23 protein-coding genes are annotated in these 25,722 nt (G+C 70.3%); 13 read left to right on the top strand and 10 right to left on the bottom strand.

Going from position 1 to position 25,722, the window contains the following annotated elements; translation table 11 throughout:
• Nucleotides 1-96: 96 nt before the first annotated feature.
• Nucleotides 97-1,452, top strand: coding sequence for an acyltransferase family protein (locus J2N69_RS14695; RefSeq protein WP_230901148.1), 1,356 nt, complete (start codon nt 97-99; stop codon nt 1,450-1,452).
• Here J2N69_RS14695 and J2N69_RS14690 read toward each other — a convergent pair.
• Entirely contained in the window at nt 1,430-2,023 is a 594-nt protein-coding gene (locus tag J2N69_RS14690) for a Uma2 family endonuclease (RefSeq protein ID WP_230901147.1), read from the bottom strand. The two genes, J2N69_RS14695 and J2N69_RS14690, sit on opposite strands and share 23 nt — an antisense overlap.
• A 169-nt stretch (nt 2,024-2,192) precedes the next feature.
• On the opposite strand from J2N69_RS14690, the gene J2N69_RS14685 reads away from it, so the two are divergent.
• The 4 genes from J2N69_RS14685 (at nt 2,193) to J2N69_RS14670 (ending at nt 8,933) form a co-directional block, all read left to right on the top strand.
• Nucleotides 2,193-4,007: an ABC-F family ATP-binding cassette domain-containing protein gene (locus tag J2N69_RS14685; protein WP_230901146.1), complete on the top strand. Its 1,815-nt coding sequence runs from the start codon at nt 2,193-2,195 to the stop codon at nt 4,005-4,007.
• Nucleotides 4,008-4,163: 156 nt separating this feature from the next.
• Complete coding sequence (locus J2N69_RS14680) at nt 4,164-5,966, top strand: outer membrane protein assembly factor BamB family protein (RefSeq protein WP_230901145.1); 1,803 nt, start codon at nt 4,164-4,166, stop codon at nt 5,964-5,966.
• Between the two features lie 61 nt (nt 5,967-6,027).
• Complete coding sequence (locus tag J2N69_RS14675; RefSeq protein ID WP_230901144.1) at nt 6,028-7,989, top strand: outer membrane protein assembly factor BamB family protein; 1,962 nt, start codon at nt 6,028-6,030, stop codon at nt 7,987-7,989.
• A gap of 212 nt (nt 7,990-8,201) precedes the next feature.
• Nucleotides 8,202-8,933: a helix-turn-helix transcriptional regulator gene (locus J2N69_RS14670; protein ID WP_230901143.1), complete on the top strand. Its 732-nt coding sequence runs from the start codon at nt 8,202-8,204 to the stop codon at nt 8,931-8,933.
• A gap of 22 nt (nt 8,934-8,955) precedes the next feature.
• Here the strand turns inward: J2N69_RS14670 and J2N69_RS14665 are convergent, their stop codons facing one another.
• Together J2N69_RS14665 and J2N69_RS14660 are read right to left on the bottom strand one after the other, a co-directional pair.
• On the bottom strand, nt 8,956-9,240 hold the full coding sequence (locus J2N69_RS14665; protein WP_230901142.1) for a hypothetical protein: 285 nt from the start codon (nt 9,238-9,240) through the stop codon (nt 8,956-8,958).
• Between the two features lie 22 nt (nt 9,241-9,262).
• Complete coding sequence (locus J2N69_RS14660) at nt 9,263-10,948, bottom strand: sodium:solute symporter family protein (RefSeq protein ID WP_230901141.1); 1,686 nt, start codon at nt 10,946-10,948, stop codon at nt 9,263-9,265.
• A 176-nt stretch (nt 10,949-11,124) separates the two neighbouring features.
• On the opposite strand from J2N69_RS14660, the gene galT reads away from it, so the two are divergent.
• The 4 genes from galT to J2N69_RS14640 all read left to right on the top strand — a co-directional run bounded on the left by galT (nt 11,125) and on the right by J2N69_RS14640 (nt 14,761).
• The gene (galT, locus tag J2N69_RS14655; protein ID WP_230901140.1) at nt 11,125-12,186 is read left to right on the top strand and encodes a galactose-1-phosphate uridylyltransferase; all 1,062 of its coding nucleotides are present in this window, start codon (nt 11,125-11,127) and stop codon (nt 12,184-12,186) included.
• Complete coding sequence (gene galE, locus J2N69_RS14650; protein ID WP_230901139.1) at nt 12,183-13,142, top strand: UDP-glucose 4-epimerase GalE; 960 nt, start codon at nt 12,183-12,185, stop codon at nt 13,140-13,142. The genes galT and galE overlap by 4 nt, the downstream gene beginning before the upstream one ends.
• A 3-nt stretch (nt 13,143-13,145) precedes the next feature.
• A complete protein-coding gene (gene galK, locus J2N69_RS14645) occupies nt 13,146-14,300 on the top strand; it encodes a galactokinase (protein ID WP_230901138.1) in 1,155 nt (384 codons plus the stop codon).
• A gap of 110 nt (nt 14,301-14,410) precedes the next feature.
• Nucleotides 14,411-14,761: a DoxX family protein gene (locus J2N69_RS14640; protein ID WP_230901137.1), complete on the top strand. Its 351-nt coding sequence runs from the start codon at nt 14,411-14,413 to the stop codon at nt 14,759-14,761.
• Here the strand turns inward: J2N69_RS14640 and J2N69_RS14635 are convergent.
• On the bottom strand, nt 14,742-15,197 hold the full coding sequence (locus J2N69_RS14635) for a GNAT family N-acetyltransferase (protein WP_230901136.1): 456 nt from the start codon (nt 15,195-15,197) through the stop codon (nt 14,742-14,744). The genes J2N69_RS14640 and J2N69_RS14635 overlap by 20 nt on opposite strands.
• Before the next feature lie 274 nt (nt 15,198-15,471).
• On the opposite strand from J2N69_RS14635, the gene J2N69_RS14630 reads away from it, so the two are divergent.
• Complete coding sequence (locus tag J2N69_RS14630) at nt 15,472-16,248, top strand: LuxR C-terminal-related transcriptional regulator (RefSeq protein ID WP_230901135.1); 777 nt, start codon at nt 15,472-15,474, stop codon at nt 16,246-16,248.
• On the opposite strand, the gene tamR is transcribed toward J2N69_RS14630, so the two are convergent.
• Nucleotides 16,207-16,704 (bottom strand): MarR family transcriptional regulator TamR, encoded by a 498-nt coding sequence (gene tamR, locus J2N69_RS14625; RefSeq protein WP_127909867.1) that lies wholly within the window; start codon nt 16,702-16,704, stop codon nt 16,207-16,209. The two genes, J2N69_RS14630 and tamR, sit on opposite strands and share 42 nt — an antisense overlap.
• A gap of 117 nt (nt 16,705-16,821) precedes the next feature.
• Here tamR and J2N69_RS14620 point away from each other — a divergent pair, with 117 nt between their 5' ends.
• Entirely contained in the window at nt 16,822-17,676 is an 855-nt protein-coding gene (locus J2N69_RS14620) for a trans-aconitate 2-methyltransferase (protein WP_230901134.1), read from the top strand.
• Nucleotides 17,677-17,800: 124 nt separating this feature from the next.
• Nucleotides 17,801-18,421, top strand: a complete 621-nt coding sequence (locus J2N69_RS14615; RefSeq protein WP_230901133.1) for a Uma2 family endonuclease — start codon at nt 17,801-17,803, stop codon at nt 18,419-18,421.
• 30 nt (nt 18,422-18,451) lie between these two features.
• Here the strand turns inward: J2N69_RS14615 and J2N69_RS14610 are convergent, their stop codons facing one another.
• Both J2N69_RS14610 and J2N69_RS14605 read right to left on the bottom strand, forming a co-directional pair.
• Nucleotides 18,452-19,138: a TetR/AcrR family transcriptional regulator gene (locus J2N69_RS14610; protein ID WP_230901132.1), complete on the bottom strand. Its 687-nt coding sequence runs from the start codon at nt 19,136-19,138 to the stop codon at nt 18,452-18,454.
• A complete protein-coding gene (locus tag J2N69_RS14605) occupies nt 19,135-20,145 on the bottom strand; it encodes an acyl-CoA desaturase (RefSeq protein ID WP_230901131.1) in 1,011 nt (336 codons plus the stop codon). The genes J2N69_RS14610 and J2N69_RS14605 overlap by 4 nt, the downstream gene beginning before the upstream one ends.
• Before the next feature lie 258 nt (nt 20,146-20,403).
• Here J2N69_RS14605 and ppc point away from each other — a divergent pair, with 258 nt between their 5' ends.
• A complete protein-coding gene (ppc, locus tag J2N69_RS14600; RefSeq protein WP_230901130.1) occupies nt 20,404-23,148 on the top strand; it encodes a phosphoenolpyruvate carboxylase in 2,745 nt (914 codons plus the stop codon).
• A gap of 79 nt (nt 23,149-23,227) precedes the next feature.
• Here the strand turns inward: ppc and pth are convergent, their stop codons facing one another.
• The 3 genes from pth to J2N69_RS14585 form a co-directional block, all read right to left on the bottom strand.
• Nucleotides 23,228-23,836 (bottom strand): aminoacyl-tRNA hydrolase, encoded by a 609-nt coding sequence (gene pth / locus J2N69_RS14595; protein ID WP_230901129.1) that lies wholly within the window; start codon nt 23,834-23,836, stop codon nt 23,228-23,230.
• 73 nt (nt 23,837-23,909) lie between these two features.
• A complete protein-coding gene (locus J2N69_RS14590; RefSeq protein ID WP_230901128.1) occupies nt 23,910-24,503 on the bottom strand; it encodes a 50S ribosomal protein L25/general stress protein Ctc in 594 nt (197 codons plus the stop codon).
• A gap of 165 nt (nt 24,504-24,668) precedes the next feature.
• On the bottom strand, nt 24,669-25,643 hold the full coding sequence (locus J2N69_RS14585; RefSeq protein WP_127909859.1) for a ribose-phosphate diphosphokinase: 975 nt from the start codon (nt 25,641-25,643) through the stop codon (nt 24,669-24,671).
• Nucleotides 25,644-25,722: the final 79 nt, after the last annotated feature.

Below are 25,722 nucleotides of genomic sequence, written 5' to 3'. Positions count from 1 at the left end.
CGCCCCCCGACAAGCAGGAGAAGCGCTCACATACTCACCCCCGGATGAGTACGGACACGCTGACGCCGAAGGCACAGCCCAAGCGACCGTACGTCCATGGGATCAAGCGTTCGCGAACTCGCCGAGAAGACGCCCGCCGGGCGTGACCGGTACATCGACCTGCTGCGGGTCGCCTCGCTCGGCACGGTCGTCGCCGGCCACTGGCTGATGGCGGCCGTCACCGTCGGCGCCGACGGCCGCACCGAGGTCGGCAACCTCCTCGCCGTCGTACCGGAGCTGCAACTCCTCACCTGGGCGCTGCAGATCATGCCGGTGTTCTTCTTCGTCGGCGGCTTCTCGCACGCCCTGTCGTACCGCTCCCTGAGCCGCAAGGCCGAGGGCGGGCCCAAGAGCGGCTCGGTCTACTCCGCCTTCCTGCGCGCCCGCCTCCAGCGGCTGCTGCGCCCCACCATGGTCTTCATAGGCGTGTGGGGCGCGGGCGCACTGCTCCTGCAACTCCTCGGCCAGGGCGGCGGACTGCTCGACGTGGCGCTGCGCCTCGTCGCCCAGCCGCTGTGGTTCATCGGCATCTACCTCGCGATGGTCGCCTTCACGCCGCCGCTGCTGCGGCTGCACGAGCGGTGGGGCTGGGCCGCGTTCGGCGCGCTCGTGGCGGCCGCGGGCGCGGTGGACGTGGCACGGTTCGCGTTCGGCGTGCCCTACCTGGAGTTCCTCAACTTCGCCTTCGTCTGGCTGGCCGTACACCAGCTCGGCTTCCTGCGCGCCGACGGCAAGCTGCGGCTGCCGTACGTCCTCGCGGGCGCCGGTCTGGCGGGCGCCTCGCTCCTGGTCGCCCTCGGCCCGTATCCGCTCTCCATGGTCGGCATGCCCGGCGAACGCGTCTCCAACATGGCGCCGCCCACCTTCGCCCTCCTCTGCCACGGCCTGTGGCTGGTCGGCGCGGTGGAGGCGCTGCGCGGCCCGGCGACGCGATGGCTGGCGCGGCCCCGCGTCTGGCGGGGCGTGGTGGCGGCCAACGGCATCTCCATGACGGCGTTCCTCTGGCACCTGACGGCGATGCTCGGGGTGTACGGGATGCTGCTCGCCCTGGACGTCCCGCTCCCGGAGCCCGCGAGTGCCGCGTGGTGGGCGCAGGTCCCGCCGCGGTTGGCGGCGGCCGCGGCGCTGACGGCGGCGCTGGTGGCGGCGTTCCGCCGCTTCGAACGCCCGGCGGCGGCGGAGCCGGTCGCTTCCGGCACGGCCTCGGGCCCGGCGGCGGCACTCGGCGTCACGCTCTGCCTCTTCGGGGTGCTCGGCCTGTCGATGGTCGGCTTCGGGGGCCTGCTGGAGGGTCGTACGGCGATGCTGATCGCCGTCCACGTGACGGCTCCGGCGGCGGTGGCGATGGCGCTGGCGGGGTGGCTGCTGGTGGAGAGGGCGGGAGGTCGGGTCAGAGCACGTCGATGGCAGTGAGGTCGATGTCGATGTCGTAGGGCTTGTTGACCTTGATCTGGTCGCGATGGATGCCCATGTGGACGTAGGCGTTGGTCACCTCGTCGAGTTCGTAGACGTGGATGACGAGCCTGCGGCCGGTCCCTGTCTGTTCGACGCGCCAGAAGTTCGGGATCCCGGCTGCGGCGTACTTCTGGGGCTTGGTCGTGCGGTCGCGGGACTGCGATTCCGGGGAGACGACCTCGACGGCCAAGAGCACGTCCTTCGCCGGGAAACGGCTCAGACGGTCATCGGTGACAGCGGAAGCACGGACAACGCTGAGGTCGGGCTCAGGGACGTTGTGCTTGTCGATCACTACGCTCATCTCGCGTACGACCTTCAACTCCGACGGCAGATTCTGCTCAAGCCCGCGTTCCAGGAGCTTGATCGACAGGAGATGGAGGTAGCTCTGCGGACTCACGAAGATCAGGCTCCCGTCGATGAGCTCTGTGTGCGGCGGGAGATCGGGCAGCGTGAACAGGTCGTCCACGGTGTAGCCGGTCGGCGGCGGCACCGGCCAGCGCCCGTGCTGCTGAACGGACTCGGCGGTCATGGTTCCTCCCATGGACGGGATTCTTCGGCCTGTGCCTCAACGGTAGCCGCGGATTCCTTGATCCGTCATCACAAAGAGTGAGCGAGCCGGTACCCCCAGGGAGGCCGGAGGTTCGCCCCCGAGGGCGACTACGCTGGAGGATCGATCGTCCCCCCTTTCAGGAGCGTTAATGGCCGTCAATCTGGTCAATGTCGAGGCAGTCAGCAAGGTGTACGGCACCCGTGCCCTGCTCGACGGCGTCTCACTCGGCGTGTCCGAGGGGGACCGGATCGGCGTCGTCGGGCGCAACGGCGACGGGAAGACCACCCTCATCCGGATGCTCGCCAAGCTGGAGGAGGCCGACACCGGCCGCGTCACGCACAACGGCGGGCTGCGGCTCGGCGTGCTGACCCAGCACGACTCCCTCGACCCCGCCGCCACCGTCCGCCACGAGGTCATCGGCGATCTCGCCGACCACGAGTGGGCGGGCAGCGCCAAGATCAGGGACGTGCTGACCGGCCTGTTCGGCGGGCTCGACCTGCCCGGCTTCCCGCAGGGCCTGGACACCGTCATCGGCCCGCTCTCCGGCGGCGAGCGGCGCCGCATCGCGCTCGCCAAGCTGCTCATCGCCGAGCAGGACCTGATCGTCCTCGACGAGCCGACCAACCACCTGGACGTCGAAGGCATCTCGTGGCTGGCCGAGCACCTGCGCACGCGCCGCTCGGCGCTCGTCTGCGTCACGCACGACCGCTGGTTCCTGGACCAGGTCTGCACCCGCATGTGGGACGTGCAGAAGGGTTCCGTCTTCGAGTACGAGGGCGGCTACTCCGACTACGTCTTCGCCCGCGCCGAGCGTGAGCGCATCGCCGCCACCGAGGAGAGCAAGCGGCAGAACCTGATGCGCAAGGAGCTGGCCTGGCTGCGGCGCGGCGCCCCGGCCCGTACCAGCAAGCCGAAGTTCCGCATCGAGGCCGCCAACGAACTCATCGCGGACGTGCCGCCGCCGCGCGACACCAGCGAGCTGATGAAGTTCGCGACGACGCGGCTCGGCAAGACCGTCTTCGACCTGGAGGACGTCTCCGTCCAGGCCGGGCCGAAGCTGCTCCTCAAGCACCTGACCTGGCAGCTCGGCCCCGGCGACCGCGTCGGCCTGGTCGGGGTGAACGGCGCGGGCAAGACGTCGCTGCTGCGTGCCATGGCCGACGCCGCGCGCAGCGAGGGCGAGGTGCAGCCCGCCGGCGGGAAGATCGTCGTGGGCCGGACGGTGAAGCTGGCCTACCTCTCGCAGGAGGTCGCCGAACTGAAGCCCACCCTGCGGGTGTTGGAGGCCGTGCAGCAGGTGCGCGAGCGCGTCGACCTCGGCAAGGGCCGGGAGATGACCGCCGGGCAGCTCTGCGAGACGTTCGGGTTCAACAAGGAGAAGCAGTGGACGCCGGTCGGCGACCTCTCCGGTGGCGAGCGGCGCAGGCTCCAGCTGCTGCGGCTGCTGATGGACGAGCCGAACGTCCTCTTCCTCGACGAGCCCACCAACGACCTCGACATCGAGACGCTGACGCAGCTGGAGGACGTCCTCGACGGATGGCCGGGCTCCATGGTCGTGATCTCCCACGACCGGTTCTTCGTCGAGCGCACGACGGACAAGGTGTTCGCGCTCCTCGGTGACGCCACGATGCGGATGCTGCCGCGCGGCATCGACGAGTACCTGGAGCGCAGGCAGCGGATGGCGCAGGCCGCCTCCGCCGCGCCCCCGGCGCAGTCCGCGCCCGCGCAGGCCGCCGCCAAGGCCGTCTCCGCCGCCGACGCCCGCGCCGCGAAGAAGGAACTCCAGAAGATCGAGCGGCAGCTGGACAAGGTCTCGGAGAAGGAGACCAAGCTGCACGCCCAAATCGCCGACAACGCCACGGACTTCGAAAAGGTGGCGAAATTGGACGCGGAGCTGCGTGAACTGATCGGTGAGCGCGAGGCGTTGGAGACGCGCTGGATGGAGCTGGCGGAAGACGCGTAAAGCTCCCGTGCAGCTCGCGTAACGGACGCATCACGGGCCGGTCCTCCCTTGGGAACAGGGGCAGGACCGGCCCCGTTCGGCAGGGGCTCAGGGTGATAGAAAGGCTGACCTGAGCACCATTTGGCGTGCCGAAAATCAGTGAAGGGGGAAGCGCTGATGACTCAGCCGCCCAACCAGCCGCCGCCCGGCGGCTTCGGAGCTCCGCAGGATCAGCCACCGGGGCAGCCGCCGATACCGCCGCAGCCGGGGTACGGCTACCCGCAGAGCCCGCCGCCTCCGCAGACCCCGCCGCCCACGGCCGGCAACCCGTACGCGCAGCCGACGCAGCCCGGCCCCTACGGCCAACCGCAGCAGCCGGGCCCCTACGGTCAACCGCAGCAGCCCGGCCCCTATGGCCGGCCCACGCAGCCCGGCCCCTACGGAAGCCAGCCGCAGTACGGCCACCCGCAGCAGTACGCCCAGCAGCCGCCCACCCAGCCGCAGTTCCCGGCGGGCCCCGGCGCTCCCGGCGGCGGTGACGGCAACGGCAAGGGCAAGCGCAACAAGCTCCTCCTGATCACCGCCGCGGCCGTGGCCGCGCTCCTCGTCGCGGGCGGGGTCACCTTCGCCGTCGTCGGCGGTGACGACGACGGCGGGAAGAAGAAGTCCGAGGCGAAGAACAAGGACCCCAAGCCGCCCGTCTCCGCGCCCGCCAACCCGGGCACCGGCGACGGTGACGGCAACGAAGGCAAGGAAGACCTCAACGAAGGCCGCCGGCCCGGCGAGGCGAAGGTCCTCTGGTACAAGGAGGCGCCCAAGGTGCCCGGTTCCGGAGGCGACGCCCCGGGCATGTGGGTCGAGGGCGACACGGTGGTCAAGGCCGCGTACAAGGAGCTGTACGCGTACAACGCGAGCACCGGCAAGATCGAGTGGCCCGCCATCAAGTTCCCGCAGAAGATCTGCGCCGCGACCAGGACGGCCACCGACGACGGCAAGATCGTCGTCGCGTTCAAGGACAGCGCCAAGAGCAGCGCCAAGTGCAACCAGCTCCAGGTCATCGACCTGAAGAGCGGCGGCAAGGGCTGGGGCAAGCCGGTCAAGGAGGAGGGCCTCTTCGACTTCTCGATGCAGAGCAACCTCGTCCTCGTCGGCGACGTGCTGATGGTCGGCCGCGACCAGTCCGGCACCGCGCTGCGCATGAGCGACGGCAAGAAGCTCTACGTGGCGAAGAAGAAGGACGAGGGCACCTGCTACCCCAGCGGCTTCGCGGGCGGTGAGGGCAAGCTCCTGATGGCGCTCTCCTGCGGCGCGAGCACCCCCACGGAACACGACGAGCTGCAGCAGCTCGACCCGAAGACCGGCAAGGCCCTGTGGACCAAGAAGTTCCCCAAGGGCTGGCGCATCGGCAAGGTCTACGGCACGGGACCGACGATCGTGTACCTCGCCAACGAGGACAGGAAGCGCTGGAACATCTCGGTCCTGAAGGAGAACAGCGACAAGACCCGCTCCGAGGTCAGCTCCGACGACAACTTCGCCCCCGAGTGCGACACTTCGGTCCTCAGCCGTGAGCTGGGCGGCTGCCTGGGCGTGACGTCCGACGAGAAGTACCTCTACCTGCCGACCGCCGAGAAGAGCGGCGCCAACGCGATCGTCGCGATCAGCCTGGCCACCGGCAAGGAGGCCTGGCGCACCAAGTCGCCGCTGGACGAGAAGATGCTCCCGCTGAAGATCGAGAACGGCGAGCTGATCGGGTACGTCGAGCCGTCGTACGACTCCGGTGGCCGCGTCGTCTCCATCGCCACGTCCGGCTCCCACAAGCCCAGGACTCTGCTGCAGCACCCGAAGGGCACGTCGCAGATCGAGAGCGGCTTCTACTCGAAGGACATCGACTACGTGGACGGGCGCTTCTACATCTCCACCACCAGCATCATGGGCAGCACCTCCGGCCAGGCGAAGCTGATGCTCGCCTACGGCAAGTGACCTTGCCCGCGGCCTCCTTCACCCTCTCGTCCCCCAGCGTTCCCAAGGAATCGACAATCTGATGACCCAGCCGCCCCAGCCGCCCCAGCAGCCGCCGAACGAGCCCCCGCAGGGCGGTTTCGGCGCACCCCAGGACCCCCCGCACGGTGGCTTCGGCGCCCCGCAGGACCCCCCGCCCGGTGGCTTCGGCGCCCCGCAGGACCCCCCGCCCGGAGGCTTCGGCGCCCCGCAGGACCCCCCGCCCGGCGGCTTCGGCAAGGCCCCGGACCCGTCCTACGGCTACCCGCAGCAGCCCCCGGCCCCCCAGACCCCGCCGCCCGCCGCGCCGCCGGCCCCCGCGGGACCGCCGCCGCAGGCCCCGCCCGCACCGCCCGCGGGTCAGCCGAACTACGGCTACCCGCAGGCACCTCAGGCGCCCCAGGCCCCGCAGGGCTACGGCTACCCCACCCAGCCCGCGCAGCCGCAGTACCAGCAGCCCCCGTACCAGCAGGGCTACCCGCAGCAGGGTTACCAGCAGCCGCCCACCATGCCGATGCAGCCGCAGCCCGGCGGCTCCGGTGGTGGCGGCAAGAAGTTCAGCGGCCAGATGGCGATCATCGTCGCGGCGGTCGTCGCGATCGCGCTGATCGTGGGCGGCGGCGTCATGTACGCCTCCTCGTCGAAGGACGACGACCCCAAGAACACCGCCCAGGGCTCCGACGGCAAGGGCGGCGGCAAGAAGGGCGAGGGCGGCAAGGACGGCGACACGCTGCCCGACGCGGGCCCGGCCAAGGAGAAGGCCCCGGCCGATCCCTCGGCCAAGGTGGTCATGCAGCTGCCCCAGCCGCAGATCCCCAAGGACCAGATCTGGCAGGCCAACGGCTCGCTGCTGACCGACGACACCTACGTCAAGTCCGGCATCAACGAAGTCAACGGCTACGACCCGGACACCGGCAAGGAGAAGTGGTCGGTGCCGCTCTCCGGCCAGGTCTGCGCGATGTCGCGGGAGATGACCAAGGACGGCGTCGCGGCGGTCATCACCGAAGAGGCCAAGCGGAACAAGAAGGGCGACTACGAGAGCTGCACCAACGTTTCCGCGATCGACCTGAAGTCCGGCAAGAAGCTCTGGACGGAGACCGCCGAGACCAACGGCATGAAGGCGACCTTCAAGGAGGTCACCATCTCCGGCACCACGATCGCCGCCGGCGCGGGCACCAGCAGCGGCGGCGCCGCCTGGGACGTGAGCGGCAAGTCCCTGTGGACGCCGAAGGTCGGCAAGTGCGAGGACGTCGGTTACGCCGGCGGCGACCAGCTCGTCGCGGTCCGCAAGTGCGGCACGTACGGCGACGAGAAGCTGAAGGTGCAGCTCCTCGACCCGAAGACCGGCGACGACAAGTGGACGTACCCGCTGGCCGACGGCATCGACAACGCCAAGATCATCTCGACGAACCCGGTCGTCTTCGGCCAGGACACCACCGAGATCACCGCGAGCGGTGCCACGGATGTCTTCTCCCTCGGCAGCAACGGCAAGCTGCGCGCCAAGATCTCGCTGGAGGACGGGAAGTACGACCACGACTGCGGCGTCAACGTGGTCAACGACTGCACGTCGATCACGGTCGGCAACGACCGGCTGTACGTCCCGACGCGCCAGCACGACGGCAGCGGCGAGAGCTACAACCGCACCAACGAGATCGTGTCGTTCTCGCTGGCCACCGGGAAGCCGACCAGTGACCGCGCCGACGCGGGCGAGAACGGCGAGATCTTCCCGATCCGCATGGACGGCGGCAACGTCATCGCGTACAAGGCGCACGGTTACCAGAAGGGCGCCCAGATCGTCTCGCTCGACGGCAAGACGATGAAGGAGACCAAGCTCCTGGAGACGCCCTCCTCCGAGTCGGTCACCGACGCGATCAGCGGCATGGTCCCGAAGTCGAACGAGCTGGTCTATGCCGAGGGGCGCCTGTTCCTCGGCAAGAAGCTGCTGAGCAAGCCCTACTCGAAGGACGAGAAGGAGTACGTCGCGCTCGGTTTCGTCGCGAAGTAGTCCCCCCGCCCCGCACGCCGGCCGTCCCCTTGGAGCACGAGGGGGCGGCCGGCGTCGTCACCGCGCCGTCCCGTACCCCCGAACACCCGGGACCGGCGGGGATTTCGGCATTCCGGGCCGCTTCTGATGGGTAGGGGGCGCGCAACGTCGAACAAGCGTGTAGCTTCCGTCAGATGAAGGGCCGGGGGGCCTGCGGGAACTGGGGGGTTTCTATGGGTGTGCGGCTCATGGTGGTCGACGATCACCGTCTGCTCGCCGAGGCGCTCGCCTCGGCGCTGAAACTGCGCGGGCACCGGGTGCTCGCCGCGGCGGCGCCCGCGGCGGGAGCGGCCGAGCTGGTGATCAGCAGGGCGCCGGAGGTCTGCCTCCTGGGCACGGCCACGCCCGCCGAGCCGGGCATGTTCGACCCGGTGGTGAAGATCAAGCGGGAGCGCCCGCAGGTGGCGGTGGTGGTGCTGGGCCCGGTGCCGAGTCCGCGCGGGATCGCCGCGGCGTTCGCCGCCGGCGCCTCCGGATACGTACGCCATGACGAGCGCATCGAAGGCGTCGAGCGCGCCATCATGAAGGCGCGCGCCGGGGAGGCCGCCGTCGCGCCGCAGCTGCTGCACGGTGCCTTCAGCGAGCTGCTGAACCCGGCGGCGCAGCCCGACGACGAGGGGCAGCGCCTGCTGCAGATGCTCACGCCCCGCGAGGTCGAGGTGCTGGTGCGGGTGGCGGACGGCGAGGACACGCGGCTGATCGCGGCGGGGATGGGGATAGCCCCGAGCACCGCGCGGACGCATGTGCAGCGGGTCCTGATGAAGCTCGGTGTCGGTTCGCGTCTGGAGGCGGCCGCGCTCGCCGCGCGCACGGGTCTGCTGGACCGCGCCGAGCGGCCCGCGTCGGCGTACGAGGAGCGTCCCGGCGAGGTGGACACGCGGACGGGGCCCGGCTCACCGCGGTGAACCGGGCCCCGTAGGGAGGGGGCTACGCGTCCTCGGGCGGCGGCCCGGCCGGTGCCGCCGTGGGGCGCAGCCACAGCCAGCCGAGGAAGAAGAGCCCGAGGGCGAGCATGCCGAGGCCCGTCCACAGGTTGATGTTGATGCCCTCGGCCTTCCGCAGGTCGGCGTCGGACGCGGTGATCCCGGCGATCGTCACGATGATCCCGTAGACGACGAACAGGCCGCCGATGATCCGCCGGATGTCGAAGAGGCGGGCGGCTGTCGCGGACGTGCGCTCCAGCTCGGAGACTTCCTTGTGCAGCTCGGACATGGTCTTCGGCCTCCGGTCGGGGCTAGAGGGAGTACGGCAGGTAGCAGGCGGCGGCGAGGACGACGGCGCCCCAGCCGAGCAGCGCGGGCTTGCGGTACCAGGCGTCGTCGCCCGCTTCCGTGCCGTCGTCCGCCAGGCCGGGTGAGGCGGTTCCGTAGACCAGCCCGGCGAGTTCGGCCTCCGGCTTGGGCGCGGTGAAGAGGGTGACGACGACCATCACGACGGCGCCGGCGACGAAGCCGACGATGGCCGAGACGAAGTTGGCGCCCTGGTCGGTCGGGATGTCGACGACGCCCTGCTTGTAGATCCAGAAGTAGTTGACCATCGCGGCCGTCGTGCCCGCGAGCAGGCCCCACACACCGGACTTCATCGAGGCCCGCTTCCAGAACATGCCGATGATGAAGACCACGAACATCGGGACGTTGAAGAAGGAGAAGAGCGTCTGGAGGTACCCCATGATGTTCGAGAACGACGAGGCGATGAAGGCGGTGCCGATCGAGGCGAGCACGCCGATGGCCGTGATGAGCCGGCCGAAGTTGAGGTAGTAGCCGTCCTCGCGCCCCTTCCTCACGTACTTCGCCCAGATGTCGTACGTGAAGACGGTGTTGAAGGAAGAGACGTTCGCCGCCATGCCCGCCATGAACGCGGCGAGCAGACCGGTCACCGCGATGCCGAGGACGCCGTTGGGCAGCAACTCCTGCATCAGGTAGGGGATCGCGTCGTTGTACGTCAGGTCGGAGCCCGGCGTGCCGATCTTCGGCACGAGGACGGCGGCGACCAGGCCCGGGATCATCACCAGGAAGACGATGAAGATCTTGGGGAAGGCGGCGATCAGCGGAGTGCGCTGGGCCGCGCTGAGGTTCTTCGCGGACAGGGCGCGCTGCACCTCGGCGAAGTTGGTCGTCCAGTAGCCGAAGGAGAGCACGAAGCCGAGGCCGAGGATGATCGTCAGCCAGTTGGCGCCGAGCGGGTTGGCGTCCCCGATGCCGGTGCCGCCCCAGGCGGTGAGGAAGTCGCCGCCGTGCTGCTTCTCGATCGAGCCGGACAGGCCGTCCCAGCCGCCGACCTTCTTCAGGCCGATGACGCAGATCGGGATGAGCGCGGCGAGGATCACGAAGAACTGGAGCACTTCGTTGTAGATCGCCGAGGAGAGGCCGCCGATGGTGATGTACGCGAGGACGAACAGCCCGGCGACGACGATCGCCACCCACTGCGGCCAGCCGAGCAGCGCCTCCACGACGATCGACAGGGCGTAGAGGTTCACGCCCGCGATGAGTATCGCCGCGAAGGCGAAGAGCACCGAGCTGAGCAGGTGCGCCGACTTGTCGAAGCGCTGGAGCAGGAACTCGGGGACGGAGCGGACCTTGCTGCGGTAGTAGAAGGGCATCATGACCAGGCCCAGGAAGACCATGGCCGGGATGGCGCCGATCCAGTACCAGTGGACGACCGCGACGCCGTACTGGGCGCCGGTGGCCGCCATGCCGAGGATCTCGGTGGCGCCGAGGTTCGCGGCGACGAAGGCGAGACCGGTGACCCAGGCGGGCAGGGAGCGGCCCGAGAGGAAGAAGTCGAGGCTGGTGCGCACGGAGCGCCGGGCGGCGAAGCCGATGCCGAGGACGACGGCGAAGTAGATCGCGAGGATCGCGTAGTCGAGGCCGTTGGTGGGCAGCCGAAGCCCCTCGGCCAGGGTTTGCGTGGGGGACTGCATGGATGAACTCGCTTCGTTGCGCGAACGGATCAGACCGGAACCTACGCCCCTCACTTGAATAATTGAACAGTTCTGTTGGTGTTCTTTGTTTGATTGTGATCGAGCGTTGACGCTCCTGCCGTGATGTGGTTTGTTTATGTTCGGTTCTGTTGGGTTGGTGGTGAGGAGCCCCGGACGTGAAGAAGACCTCGACCTGGCTCGCCGACGGCCGTGAGCTCATCTACTACGACCTGCGTGACGACGTGGTCCGCGAGGCCGTCGACCGGCGCCCGCTCGACCCCGTCGCCACGGCCTCGGAGATCCGCCGCGACCGGCTCCTCGGCGACAGCGTGGCCATCGCCTCGCACCGCCAGGGCCGCACCTACCACCCGCCGGCCGACGAGTGCCCCCTGTGCCCCTCCGCCGGGGACCGGCTCAGCGAGATCCCCGACTCCTCGTACGACGTCGTCGTCTTCGAGAACCGCTTCCCCTCGCTCGCGGGCGACGCGGGCCGCTGCGAGGTCGTCTGCTTCACCCCCGACCACGCCGCCTCCTTCGCCGACCTCACCCCCGAACAGGCCGGACTCGTCCTGGAGGCCTGGACCGACCGCACCGCCGAGCTGTCCCACCTGCCCTCCGTGGCACAGGTGTTCTGCTTCGAGAACCGCGGCGCCGAGATCGGTGTGACCCTCGGCCACCCGCACGGCCAGATCTACGCCTATCCGTTCGTCACGCCCCGCACCGACCTGATGCTGCGCTCACTCGCCGCGTTCAAGGAGACCTCGGGCGGCCAAAACCTCTTCGACGACATCGTCGCCGAGGAGCGCGCGGGCGAGCGGGTCGTCCTGGAGGGCGAGCACTGGCTGGCCTTCGTGCCCCACGCCGCCCACTGGCCCTACGAGGTGCACCTCTACCCCAAGCGCCGGGTCCCCGACCTGCTCGGGCTCGACGAGGGCGCGCGCGCGGAGTTCCCCCGGGTCTACCTGGAACTCCTGCGGCGCTTCGACCGTGTTTTCGGCGAGGGCCAGCCGCCCACCCCGTACATCGCCGCCTGGCACCAGGCACCCTTCACGGCCCTGGAGGGACATGCCGGGATCAACCGTGACGATTTCGCCCTCCACCTCGAACTTTTCACGATCCGCCGCACTTCGGGCAAGCTGAAGTTCCTCGCGGGTTCCGAATCCGGCATGAGCGTGTTCATCAACGACGTGCCGCCGGAAGCCGCGGCCGAGCGACTGCGAGAGGTAGCGAGTTCATGAGCGGTAAGTACCTGGTCACCGGTGGGGCGGGCTATGTCGGAAGCGTGGTGGCCCAGCACCTGATCGAGGCCGGCCACGAGGTGAGCGTCCTCGACAACCTCTCGACCGGCTTCCGCGAGGGCGTCCCCGCCGACGCCGCCTTCATCGAGGGCGACATCCGCGACGCCGCCAAATGGCTGGACTCCTCCTTCGACGCCGTCCTGCACTTCGCCGCCTTCTCCCAGGTCGGCGAGTCCGTCGCCAAGCCCGAGAAGTACTGGGACAACAACGTCGGCGGCACCATGGCGCTGCTCGCCGCCATGCGCGACGCCGACGTGCGCAGGCTCGTCTTCTCCTCCACCGCCGCCACCTACGGCGAGCCCGTGAACACCCCCATCACGGAGACCGACCCCACCGCCCCCACCTCCCCCTACGGCGCGTCCAAGCTCGCCGTCGACCACATGATCACCGGCGAGGCCGCTGCCCACGGCCTGGCCGCCGTCTCCCTGCGCTACTTCAACGTCGCCGGTGCCTACGGCCAGTTCGGCGAGCGCCACGACCCCGAGTCGCACCTCATCCCGCTCGTCCTCCAGGTCGCCCAGGGCACCCGCGAGGCGATCAGCGTCTACGGCGACGACTACCCCACCGACGACGGCACCTGCGTACGCGACTACATCCACGTCGCCGACCTCGCCGAGGCACACCTCCTCGCCGTCGAGGCCGCCACCCCCGGCGAGCACCTCATCTGCAACCTCGGCAACGGCAACGGCTTCTCCGTGCGCCAGGTCATCGAGACCGTCCGCCAGGTCACCGGGCACCCCATCCCCGAGGTGATGGCCGCCCGCCGCGACGGCGACCCGGCGGTGCTCGTCGCCTCCGCCGCCACCGCGCACGAGAAGCTCGGCTGGCGCCCGTCCCGCCCGGACCTCGCGGGCATCGTCGCCGACGCCTGGGCCTTCGCCCAGCGAAAGGGGTAACGCATGGCCACGGCAGCCGAAGTCGCCGCACAGTTCGAGAAGTTGTACGGGTACGCGCCCCACGGCGTCTGGTCGGCACCCGGCCGCGTCAACCTCATCGGCGAGTACACCGACTTCAACGAAGGCTTCGTGCTGCCGCTGGCCCTCCCGCACACGGCGGTCGCCGCCGTCTCCCCGCGCACCGACGGCATCCTGCGGCTGCACTCCGCCGACCTCGACGCCCCCCTCGCCGAACTGCGCGTCGACGAGCTGACCCCGCTCTCCGACGGCGGCTGGGCCGCCTACCCGGCCGGAGTCGTCTGGGCGCTGCGGGCGGCCGGGCACCGAGTCACCGGCGCCGACCTGCACCTGGCCTCGACGGTCCCGACCGGCGCGGGCCTGTCGTCGTCGGCCGCCCTCGAAGTGGTCACCGCGCTCGCCCTCGACGACCTGTTCGGGCTCGGCCTCACCCGGCCCGAACTGGCCGTCCTCGCCCAGCGCGCCGAGAACGCCTTCGTCGGCGTCCCCTGCGGCGTCATGGACCAGACGGCGTCCGCGTGCTGCACCGACGGACACGCCCTGCACCTGGACTGCCGTGACCTGTCCCTGCGCCAGGTCCCCTTCGACCTCGCGGCGCACGGACTGCGGCTCCTCGTCGTCGACACCCGCGTCAAGCACGCCCTCGGCGACGGCGCCTACGCCGAGCGCCGCGCCGGCTGCGAGGAGGGCGCCCGCACCCTCGGCGTCAGCCACCTGCGCGACATCGCGTACGAGGAACTGCCGGCCGCCCTCGACAAGTTGAGGGACGACACGGTCCGCCGCTACGTCCGCCACGTCGTCTCCGACGACCACCGCGTCGAGCAGGTCATCGGCCTCCTGGACGCCGGTGACGTCCGCGCGCTCGGCCCCGTCCTCACCGAGGGCCACGCCTCGCTCCGCGACGATCTGCGCATCTCCTGCCCGGAGTTGGACCTCGTCGTGGACGCCGCGAACACGGCGGGCGCGCTCGGCGCCCGGATGACCGGCGGCGGCTTCGGCGGCTCGGCGATCGTCCTGGTCGAGGCGGACGACACCGACAAGGTCACCGCGGCCGTCCTGGCGGCCTTCACCGCCGCGGGCTTCACCGCGCCGCGGCTCTTCCCGGCGGTCGCGTCGGCGGGGGCGCGCAGAGAGATCTGATGCCCGCCGGGCGGTCACACTCCCGCGCAGCGGCTCGTCATGGCAGTGAACAACCCCCTGGCCGGGGCGTGAAGGCGCCCCGGCGACTGCCGGATGAGGAGCACCCCCTGATGTCCACCGCCCACGTCGTCGTCACCGTCCTGGCCGCCGCGATGACCGGCTTCTCGGCCGCCTCGGTCTTCCTGCGCTCGAAGTCGGTCGTCCGGTCCATGGCCGACTACGGCGTCCCGCAGACCTGGCTGCCCTGGCTCGGCGCCGCCAAGGCCGCCGGAGCCGCGGGCCTGCTCGTCGGCCTGGCCGTGCCGTTGGTCGGGGTCGTTGCCGGGATCGCCCTGATCCTGTACTTCACCGGGGCCGTGATCACCGTGGCGCGGGCCCGCTGGTACGCGCACCTCCCCTTCCCCCTGGTGTACGCGGCTCCCGTCGTCGGCGCGCTCGCCCTCACCCCAGGCGCTTGGTGAGCGTGAACTCCTTGACGCCCTCGGGGTAGTCGGGGATCACGCACACCAACTCGTACCCCTGGCCGCGGTAGAAGCCCGGCGCCTGGAAATCCCACGTCTCCACCCGCGAGGCCACACACCCCCGCTCCTCGCGGGCGACGCGCTCCGCCTCGGCGAGCAGACGGCTGCCGAGGCCCGCGCCGCGGCAGCGGTCGTCGACCCACAGGAGGTCGACGTGCAGCCAGCGCCCCCAGGTGTGCCCGGCGAGCCCGGCCACCAGGCCACCCTCCGCGTCCAACGCCCAGATGGCCAGGGGCACTTCCTGGTCGTCGACCGTGCCCCGCAGGGCCCGGAGCCGGGGCGAGGCCGCCGTATTCGTGTCCGCGAGCCGCGAACGAAGCAGAGCCAGCCGCTCTTTGTCGACTCCTGTCTCCATGCGAAACATACGGCTCACCATAAACGCGCCGGACAATCAGTTCTGCAAATCACCTTCCGCTCCTGGCGTGCGGCCCTACTCTGAAGAACAGTGCCGGTGGGGGCCGGCACCGATCAGGGGGCGAGACAGTCGGGTGCGACGCCCGGCATGGGGGTGGGCGCGGTACGACGCGCGGCGGCGGCCGTGCGACCGCGGCGACCCCCGTTCCGGACGCCGCACCCGCGCGGATCGTTCCCCACGTATTCGACGGGGGTAGCCCCTGCTCCTTGCGGGAGCGCGGGGGAGGGGGTTTTCCATGGTTCGCATCCGAGTACTGGTCGTCGACGACCACCGCATCTTCGCCGAGTCGCTGGCCGCGGCGCTGGCGGCCGAACCCGACGTGGAGGTCTCCGCGGCGGGCAGCGGCCCCGCCGCGCTGCGCTGCCTGGAGCGGGCGGTCGCCGAAGGCCGCAGATTCGACGTGCTGCTCGTCGACGCCGACCTCGGCGCCACCGCGAGCGCCCTGAACGGCACCCGGCCCGCGGTCCCCGTCCAGGACGGCAACGCCGAGGGGCTCGTCGACGGCATCTCCCTGGTCGCGGGCGTCCGCTCGGGCCAGCCCGGCGTCCGCACGGTGGTGCTCGCCGAGAAGGACGACCCGCGCCGCGCGGCCCTCGCCCTCCAGGCCGGGGCCTGCGGCTGGGTCGCCAAGGACTGCTCGCTCTCGCGCCTGCTCACCGTCATACGGGGCGTCCTGCGGGAGGAGACGCACCTGCCGCCCGCCCTGCTCACCGGCGTCCTGCGCGAGCTGACCGCCGCCCGCAAGCACCGCACCGAGTCCGAGCGCCTCGTGGAGTCCCTGACCCCGCGCGAGCGCGAGGTGCTGCGCTGCATGGTGGCGGGCCTGGGCAGGAAAGCCGTCGCCGAACGCCTCTTCCTCTCCCCGCACACCGTGCGCACGCACATGCAGAACGTCCTGGGGAAGCTGGGCGTGCACTCCACGCTCGCGGCGGTCGCGCTCGCCCGCCGCGCCGGCGTCGGCCCGGTCGACCTAACCGGGGATGTTGTCGAACGGGGCGGTCAACTGGCGTAGCAGCCCCGCCAGTTCACCCCGCTGGGCGCGGGACAGCTCGCCGAGGATCGCCCGCTCCTGCTCCAGGAGCCCGGCCAGGGCCTGGTCGGCGCGGTCGCGGCCCTCGGCGGTGAGCCGCACGAGCACGCCGCGCCGGTCGCTGGGGTCGGGCAGGCGCTCGACGAGACCCTTCTTCGCGAGGCGGTCGATGCGGTTCGTCATCGTCCCGGACGTCACCAGGGTCTGCGTCAGGAGCTGCCCGGGGGAGAGCTGATAGGGCGCGCCCGCGCGCCGCAGCGAGGTGAGGACATCGAACTCCCACGGCTCCAGCTGGTGCTCGGAGAACGCGAGTCTGCGGGCGCGGTCCAGATGCCGCGCGAGCCTGCTGACGCGGCTGAGCACCTCAAGCGGCTCCACGTCGAGGTCCGGGCGCTCCCTGCGCCACGCCGCGACCAGCCGATCGACCTCGTCCTCCATGACGATCAGTGTAGGGGGTCTGTCGACGTGAAGTCTCTTGACGTCAAGATATCCGGGGGTGAGGATGGCGGGGAAACGGCGTGAACACGTGCGCCGCCGTCTTCGAGGAGGCCCTTCATGCCCGCCGCCGCGGCCACCACCACCTGGGACCCGCTCCAGTACCTGCGTCACCGCGACCACCGCGCCCGGCCCTTCACCGACCTGCTGGCCCGCGTCCCCGACCCGCCCTCCGCCGAGGGCCGCCCACCGCGCATCGCCGACCTCGGCTGCGGCCCCGGCAACGTCACGCGGCTGCTCGCCCACCGGTGGCCCGCCGCGCACATCACCGGCTTCGACAACTCCCCGGCCATGCTGGCCGAGGCCGAGCGGTACGCGGGCCCCACGCCGGGCGGCGGACGCCTGGACTTCGCCCCCGCCGACGTCACGCACTGGGCGCCGGCCCCAAAGACGTACGACCTGATCGTCTCCAACGCCACCCTCCAGTGGGTGCCCGGCCACGCGGACTCCTTCCCCGCCTGGCTCTCCGCGCTCACCCCCGGCGGCACGTTCGCCTTCCAGGTGCCCGGCAACTTCGACGCCCCCAGCCACGCGCTGATGCGGGACCTGTGCGAGTCCGCGCGGTGGCGGGGACGGCTCGGCGGACGCCTGCGGCACGCCGACGCTGTGCTCCCGCCCGGGGCGTACCTGGAGCGGCTGGCGGGGCTCGGCTGCGAGGTCGACGCCTGGGAGACCACGTACCTGCACGTCCTGGACGGCGTCGACCCGGTCCTGGACTGGGTCAAGGGCACGGGCCTGCGCCCCGTCCTGACCGCGCTGGCGGACGACGCGGAGGCGAGGGAGACCTTCCTGACGGAGTACGGCGCCCTGCTGCGGGCGGCCTACCCGGCGCTCCCCGGAGGCGGGGGCACGGTGTTCCCCTTCCGGCGGGTGTTCGTCGTGGCGCGGGCACGGGACCTCGAACCTCAGGCCTGACCTCGCACTTTTGGGTGAAGGCACGGGGCTCTCCGGGCCAGGGCGCGCCGTGCGCCCTAGCGTCGCGGTGTCGCTTGTGCCGCAGTGGCGCCCGCGCCCACACTGATGGAGGAGGTGCTGCACGATGACCGCTCTCGCACATGAGGTGACTCCCGTGGTGGACAACCCGGTATCCGACTTGGACGAGGTCCTGTGGCAGGCGTGGAAGGCCATGGATCTCCCCGAGGGCTACCGCGCCGAGATCATCGAGGGAGCCATCGAGGTGTCGCCCACCGGTCGCCGTCGTCATACGGTCGTCATCAACCGCCTCCGCCGGGCCCTGGAGACCCACATGCAGGGCAGCGGTCACGCGCCCTACCACGACGGCAACGTCATCCACCGCCAGAAGGCATGGGTCCCCGACCTCTTCGTCGGCCCCGAAGACCTCGACGAGATCCCGGACGAAGAAGACCTCGGCGTCGACGCCTCCGGAGTCCCCATGGTCATCGAGGTCGTGTCACCCGGCCGCCGCAACATCGAGCGGGACCGGGTCCGCAAGCGCCGCGAGTACGCCCGCGCGGGCATTCCCGTCTACGTGATCGTCGACGACTTCGACGAGGGCGGTGCCGTCCACGTCCTGACCGCGCCCAATCCGGAGAAGGCGACCTACGAGGACGAGCACCGCGTGCCCTACGGCACCGAGGCGGTCATTCCGGGCGGCCCCGCCAAGGGCTTCACCATCGGCGAGGACATCACGCGCGGCTGACCGCGCCACGCCCCCCGTTCCGAGGAGCCGTCAGCTCTTGCGGTGCCCTATCAGCCGCGGCTTCGGCTCCAGCCCGTCCAGGCCGTGCCACGCCAGGTTCACCAGGTGCGCCGCGACCTCCGCCTTCTTCGGCTTGCGGACGTCCAGCCACCACTGCCCCGTCAGCGCCACCATGCCGACCAGCGCCTGCGCGTACAGCGGCGCCAGCTTCTGGTCGAAGCCGCGGCCCTTGAACTCCTGCCCCAGGATGTCCTCCACCTGCGTGGCGATGTCGGAGATGAGGGAGGCGAAAGTGCCCGTGGACTGCGCCACGGGCGAGTCGCGGACCAGGATGCGGAAGCCGTCCGTGTACGTCTCGATGTAGTCGAGCAGCGCGAACGCCGCCTGTTCGAGGAGTTCCCGCGGGTGCCCGGCGGTGAGCGCGCCGGTCACCATGTCCAGGAGCTGACGCATCTCCCGGTCCACCACCACCGCGTACAGGCCCTCCTTGCCCCCGAAGTGCTCGTACACCACCGGCTTGGAGACCCCGGCCTTCGCCGCGATCTCCTCCACCGACGTGCCCTCGAAACCCTTCGAGGCGAACAGCGTGCGGCCGATGTCCAGCAACTGCTCCCGGCGCTCGGCTCCCGTCATCCGGGTCCGGCGGGTGCGCCGGGGCTGCTTCTCTTTGCCGGCAGGGCTGGGGTTGCTGGAGTCGGTCGCCACGTCGTCCATCATGCCGCGTCAGCACCCTGTGGCTGTCGGCGGGAGTCGATGCGGGCCTTCGACGGCCACCGCACGTCGTACGCCCAGCCGAGCCGCTCGCACCAGCGGATGATCCGCGCCGAGGAGTCGAGCTGGCCCTTCATCACGCCGTGCCGCGCGGACGTCGGGTCGGCGTGGTGGAGGTTGTGCCAGGACTCGCCGCACGACAGCACCGCCAGCCACCACACGTTGCCGGAGCGGTCACGGGACTTGAAGGGGCGCTTGCCGACCGCGTGGCAGATGGAGTTGATCGACCACGTCACGTGGTGCAGCAGCGCCACACGCACCAGCGAGCCCCAGAAGAACGCCGTGAACGCCCCCCACCACGACATCGTCACCAGACCGCCGACCAGCGGCGGGATCGCGAGGGAGACGATCGTCCAGAACAGGAACTGCCGCGAGATCCGGCGGATCGCCGGGTCCTTGACCAGGTCCGGCGCGTACTTCTCCTGCGGCGTCCGCTCCTCGTCGAACATCCATCCGATGTGCGCCCACCACAGGCCCTTCATCAGGGCCGGGACCGTCTCACCGAAACGCCACGGCGAGTGCGGATCGCCCTCCGCGTCCGAGAACTTGTGGTGCTTGCGGTGGTCGGCCACCCAGCGCACCACCGGCCCCTCCACGGCCATCGAACCGGCGATCGCCAGCGCGATCCGCAGCGGACGCCTCGCCTTGAACGAACCATGCGTGAAGTAACGGTGGAAGCCGATCGTGATGCCGTGGCACCCCAGGAAGTACATGAACACGAGCAGACCGAGATCGAGCCAGCTCACCCCCCACCCCCACGCCAGCGGCACCGCCGCCAGTACGGCCAGGAAGGGCACGACGATGAACAGGAGCAGCGCCAGCTGCTCCACGGACCGCTTCTGCTCACCGCCCAGCGTCGCGGGGGGCACCGGTTCGGGGGGCACCGCCGCCCTCGGGGCGGGAGCGTCGTCGATCACATCGGTCTCGGAAGGCGCATCGGAGGCTGTCGTCATGGGCACGTCCCTGGGGGGTCGAGGATCAAGGTCGGAGAGAAGGTGCACGGGTACGGGTTCCGCTTCCTACGGGTCCGTAACCTACGGCGACGTAAGTATGGCAGCGCGGGGCGTCTCGGCAAGTGGCCGAAACTTCCGTGCCGCGCGGTGACACCTATCCTTGGAACCGGTCGGACAGCGCGGTCCGCTCTGAATCTCCCCGGACACTTACCGGGACCCCTCCCAGACGAGCTTCAAACACTGCAAGGAGCCGCACCTGTGAGCAGTGCCGACGACCAGGGCCGCCAGGCCACCAGCCCCGCCAGCACCGAGCTGCGCGCCGACATCCGCCGCCTCGGCGACCTGCTGGGCGAGACCCTCGTACGCCAAGAGGGCCCCGAACTCCTCGAACTGGTCGAGAAGGTCCGCCGCCTGACGCGCGAGGACGGCGAGGCCGCCGCCAAGCTGCTCGGCGGCACCGAACTGGAGACCGCCGCCAAGCTGGTCCGCGCCTTCTCCACCTACTTCCACCTGGCGAACGTCACCGAGCAGGTCCACCGCGGACGCGAGCTGCGCGCCAAGCGCGCCGCCGAGGGCGGACTCCTCGCCCGCACCGCGGACCGCCTCAAGGACGCCGACCCCGAACACCTGCGCCAGACCGTGCAGCACCTCAACGTGCGGCCCGTCTTCACCGCGCACCCCACCGAGGCCGCCCGCCGCTCGGTCCTCAACAAGCTCCGCCGCGTCGCCGAACTCCTGGAGACGCCGGTCATCGACTCCGACCGGCGCCGCCACGACACCCGACTGGCCGAGAACATCGACCTCGTCTGGCAGACCGACGAACTGCGCGTCGTACGCCCCGAGCCCACCGACGAGGCCCGCAACGCCATCTACTACCTCGACGAGCTGCACGCCGGCGCCGTCGGCGACGTACTCGAAGACCTCACCGCCGAACTGGAGCGCGTCGGCGTCCAGCTCCCCGAAGGCACCCGCCCCCTCACCTTCGGCACCTGGATCGGCGGTGACCGCGACGGCAACCCCAACGTGACGCCCGCCGTCACCTGGGACGTCCTGATCCTCCAGCACGAGCACGGCATCAACGACGCGCTCGACATGATCGACGAGCTGCGCGGCTTCCTCTCCAACTCCATCCGCTACACCGGCGCCACCGACGAGCTGAAGGCCTCCCTCCGGGCCGACCTGGAGCGCCTCCCCGAGATCAGCCCCCGGTACAAGCGCCTCAACGCCGAAGAGCCCTACCGCCTCAAGGCCACCTGCATCCGGCAGAAGCTGGAGAACACCAAGCAGCGCCTCGCCAAGGGCACCGCCCACGAACCCGGCCGCGACTACCTCGGCACCGGCGAGCTGCTCGAAGACCTCACGCTCATCCAGACCTCCCTGCGCGAACACAAGGGCGCCCTCTTCGCCGACGGCCGGATGAACCGCACCATCCGCACCCTCGCCGCGTTCGGCCTCCAGCTCGCCACCATGGACGTACGCGAACACGCCGACGCCCACCACCACGCGCTCGGCCAGCTCTTCGACCGCCTCGGCGAGGAGTCCTGGCGCTACACGGACATGCCCCGCGAGTACCGCCAGAAGCTCCTCGCCAAGGAGCTGCGCTCGCGGCGCCCCCTCGCGCCGTCCCCCGCCCCGCTCGACGCCGCCGGCGAGAAGACCCTCGGCGTCTTCCACACCGTCAAGAAGGCCCTCGAAGTCTTCGGACCCGAGGTCGTCGAGTCGTACATCATCTCCATGTGCCAGGGCGCCGACGACGTCTTCGCCGCCGCCGTCCTCGCCCGCGAGGCCGGCCTCATCGACCTGCACGCCGGCTGGGCCAAGATCGGCATCGTGCCGCTCCTGGAGACCACCGACGAGCTGCGCGCCGCCGACGTCATCCTCGACGAGATGCTCGCCGACCCGTCCTACCGGCGCCTGGTGGCCCTGCGGGGCGACGTCCAGGAGGTCATGCTCGGCTACTCCGACTCCTCCAAGTTCGGCGGCATCACCACCAGCCAGTGGGAGATCCACCGGGCGCAGCGCAGGCTGCGTGACGTCGCCCACCGCTACGGCGTACGGCTGCGGCTCTTCCACGGCCGCGGCGGCACCGTCGGCCGCGGCGGCGGCCCCTCCCACGACGCCATCCTCGCCCAGCCCTGGGGCACCCTGGAAGGCGAGATCAAGGTCACCGAGCAGGGCGAGGTCATCTCCGACAAGTACCTCGTGCCGTCCCTGGCCCGCGAGAACCTCGAACTGACCGTCGCGGCCACCCTCCAGGCCTCCGCCCTGCACACCGCCCCGCGCCAGTCCGACGAGGCCCTCGCCCGCTGGGACGCCGCCATGGACGTCGTCTCCGACGCCGCCCACTCCACCTACCGGCGCCTCGTCGAGGACCCCGACCTGCCCACGTACTTCCTCGCGTCGACCCCGGTCGACCAGCTCGCCGACCTGCACCTCGGCTCGCGGCCCTCCCGCCGCCCCGGCTCCGGCGTCTCGCTCGACGGACTGCGCGCCATCCCGTGGGTCTTCGGCTGGACCCAGTCACGACAGATCGTGCCCGGCTGGTTCGGAGTGGGCTCGGGCCTCAAGGCACTGCGCGAGGCCGGACTCGACACCGTCCTCGACGAGATGCACGAGCACTGGCACTTCTTCCGCAACTTCATCTCCAACGTCGAGATGACGCTCGCCAAGACCGACCTGCGCATCGCACAGCACTACGTCGACACGCTCGTCCCCGACGAGCTGAAGCACGTCTTCGAGACGATCAAGGAAGAGCATGAGCTGACCGTGCGCGAGGTGCTGCGGGTCACCGGCGAGGAGGAGCTCCTCGGCTCCCACCCGGCGCTTCGGCAGACCTTCGCGATCCGGGACGCGTATCTCGACCCGATCTCGTACCTCCAGGTCGCGCTGCTGAAGCGGCAGCGCGACGCGGCGGCGGCGGGGGAGGAGCCGGACCCGTTGCTGGGGCGGGCCTTGCTTCTTACCGTCAACGGTGTCGCGGCCGGGCTTCGGAACACCGGCTGATTTTCTGCGGGTGCGTGGGGGGCTGGGCGCGCAGTTCCCCGCGCCCCTAAAGGGGCGCTCCTCACGGGGGCGCCCCTTTTCAGGAGTTGTACGTGCTCTGCGCCCGCTCCAGGCCCTCGGTGATCAGGGCCTCCACCGCGTCCGCCGCCCGGTCCACGAAGTAGTCCAGCTCCTTGCGCTCCGCCGACGCGAAGTCCTTCAGCACGAAGTCCGCCACCTGCATCCGCCCCGGCGGCCGGCCGATCCCGAACCGCACCCGGTGGTAATCCGGGCCCATCGCCTTCGTCATCGACTTCAGACCGTTGTGGCCGTTGTCGCCGCCGCCCAGCTTCAGCCGCAGCGCGCCGTAGTCGATGTCCAGCTCGTCATGGACCGCCACGATGTGCCCCGTCGGCACCTTGTAGAAGTCACGCAGCGCCGTCACCGGACCGCCCGAGACGTTCATGTACGACATCGGCTTCACCAGGATCACCCGACGGCTCGCCGGACCCGGCGCCCCGATCCTGCCCTCCACCACCTGGGCCTGCGCCTTCGCGGCCCGCTTGAACTTGCCGCCGATCCGCTGTGCCAGCAGGTCGGCCACCATGAAACCCACGTTGTGCCGGTTCATGGCGTACTCGGGACCCGGGTTGCCGAGGCCCGCGATCAACCACGGCGCGTCGGCGTTGGCGTCGGTCGTCACGTGCATGTCTCCTTGCATACGCGGCAGCCGCCGCCCCCGAGGGAGCGGCGGCTGCCGTGCCGGATGTACGTCGCGAGGATCAGGCCTCGGCGGACGCGTCGCCCTCGGCGGACTCGGCCGGGGCCTCCTCGGCCTGCGCGGCCAGGACCTGGATGACGACCGCGTCCTCGTCGATCGCCAGCTTGGAACCCGACGGCAGCGGGATGTCCTTGGCCAGGATGGACGCACCGGCGTCCAGACCCGCGACGGAGACGGTGACCTCGGTCGGGATGTGCGTGGCCTCGGCCTCCACCGGCAGCGTGCTCAGCACGTGCTCGAGAAGGTTGTTGCCCGGGGCCAGCTCGCCCTCGGTGTGGACCGGGATCTCGACCGTGACCTTCTCGCCGCTGCGCACCAGCAGCAGGTCGACGTGCTTCAGGATGCCCTGACGGAGAGCGTCACGCTGCACGGCCTTCGGGATGGCCAGCTGGGTCTTGCCGTCGACGTCCAGGGAGATCAGGACGTTCGGCGTACGCAGGGCGAGCAGCAGCTCGTGGCCCGGCAGCGTCAGGTGGACCGGGTCGGCACCGTGGCCGTAGAGAACGCCGGGAACCTTGTTCTCACGGCGGACGCGGCGCGAAGCGCCCTTGCCGAACTCCGTACGGACCTCGGCGGAAATCTTGACCTCGGACATGTGCACTCCTCGTACAACAGGTGTCGGATGGGGTTACCCGGCCATACGACTGGCCTGCTACGAAGAGCGCGTCGATAACGGACCGCCCCACCACAAAGGTGAGGCCTCCCTCGCCGAGCAACTTCAGCAGTCTACTCGGCCGGGAGGCCACACCCAAAAGGATCTTTACTGCTCCTCGAAGAGGCTCGTCACCGAACCGTCCTCGAACACCTCACGCACCGCGTTCGCGATCGTCGGCGCGATCGACAGCACCGTGATCTTGTCCAGCTCCAGCTCACCCGGCGTCGGCAGCGTGTCCGTGAACACGAACTCGCTCACCTTCGAGTTCTTCAGCCGGTCCGCCGCCGGACCCGACAGCACACCGTGCGTCGCCGTCACGATGACGTCCTCCGCACCGTGCGCGAACAGCGCGTCCGCCGCGGCACAGATCGTGCCACCCGTGTCGATCATGTCGTCGACCAGGACACACACCCGGCCCTGCACCTCACCGACCACCTCGTGCACGGTGACCTGGTTCGCGACGTCCTTGTCACGCCGCTTGTGGACGATCGCCAGCGGCGCGCCCAGCCGGTCGCACCAGCGGTCGGCCACACGGACGCGGCCGGCGTCGGGGGAGACCACCGTCAGCTTCGAGCGGTCCACCTTCGCGCCCACGTAATCCGCGAGGATCGGCAGCGCGAACAGATGATCGACCGGCCCGTCGAAGAAGCCCTGGATCTGGTCGGTGTGCAGGTCGACCGTGAGGATGCGGTCGGCACCCGCGGTCTTCATCAGGTCCGCGATCAGACGCGCCGAGATCGGTTCACGCCCACGGTGCTTCTTGTCCTGACGCGCGTAACCGTAGAACGGCACGATGACGGTGATGGAGCGGGCCGACGCGCGCTTCAGCGCGTCGATCATGATCAACTGCTCCATGATCCACTTATTGATCGGAGCGGTGTGGCTCTGGATCAAAAAGCAGTCGGCGCCACGCGCCGACTCCTGATAGCGGACATAGATCTCACCATTGGCGAAATCGAAGGCCTTCGTCGGCACGATGCCGACACCCAGCTTGTGTGCGACCTCCTCGGCCAACTCGGGGTGGGCGCGGCCGGAGAAGAGCATCAACTTCTTCTCGCCGGTCGTCTTGATCCCGGTCACAGCACTGTCTCCTCAGAGAGTTCTTCCCGCTGCCGTACTCACGCGTCCCGATGCGACGAGTCGGCCGAATGTGTGCACC

It is taken from the genome of Streptomyces huasconensis, assembly GCF_021028635.1.
Taxonomy (GTDB): domain Bacteria; phylum Actinomycetota; class Actinomycetes; order Streptomycetales; family Streptomycetaceae; genus Streptomyces; species Streptomyces huasconensis.
Note: the sequence above shows the minus strand (reverse complement) of the source record. Positions and strands in the feature narration are given on the sequence as shown.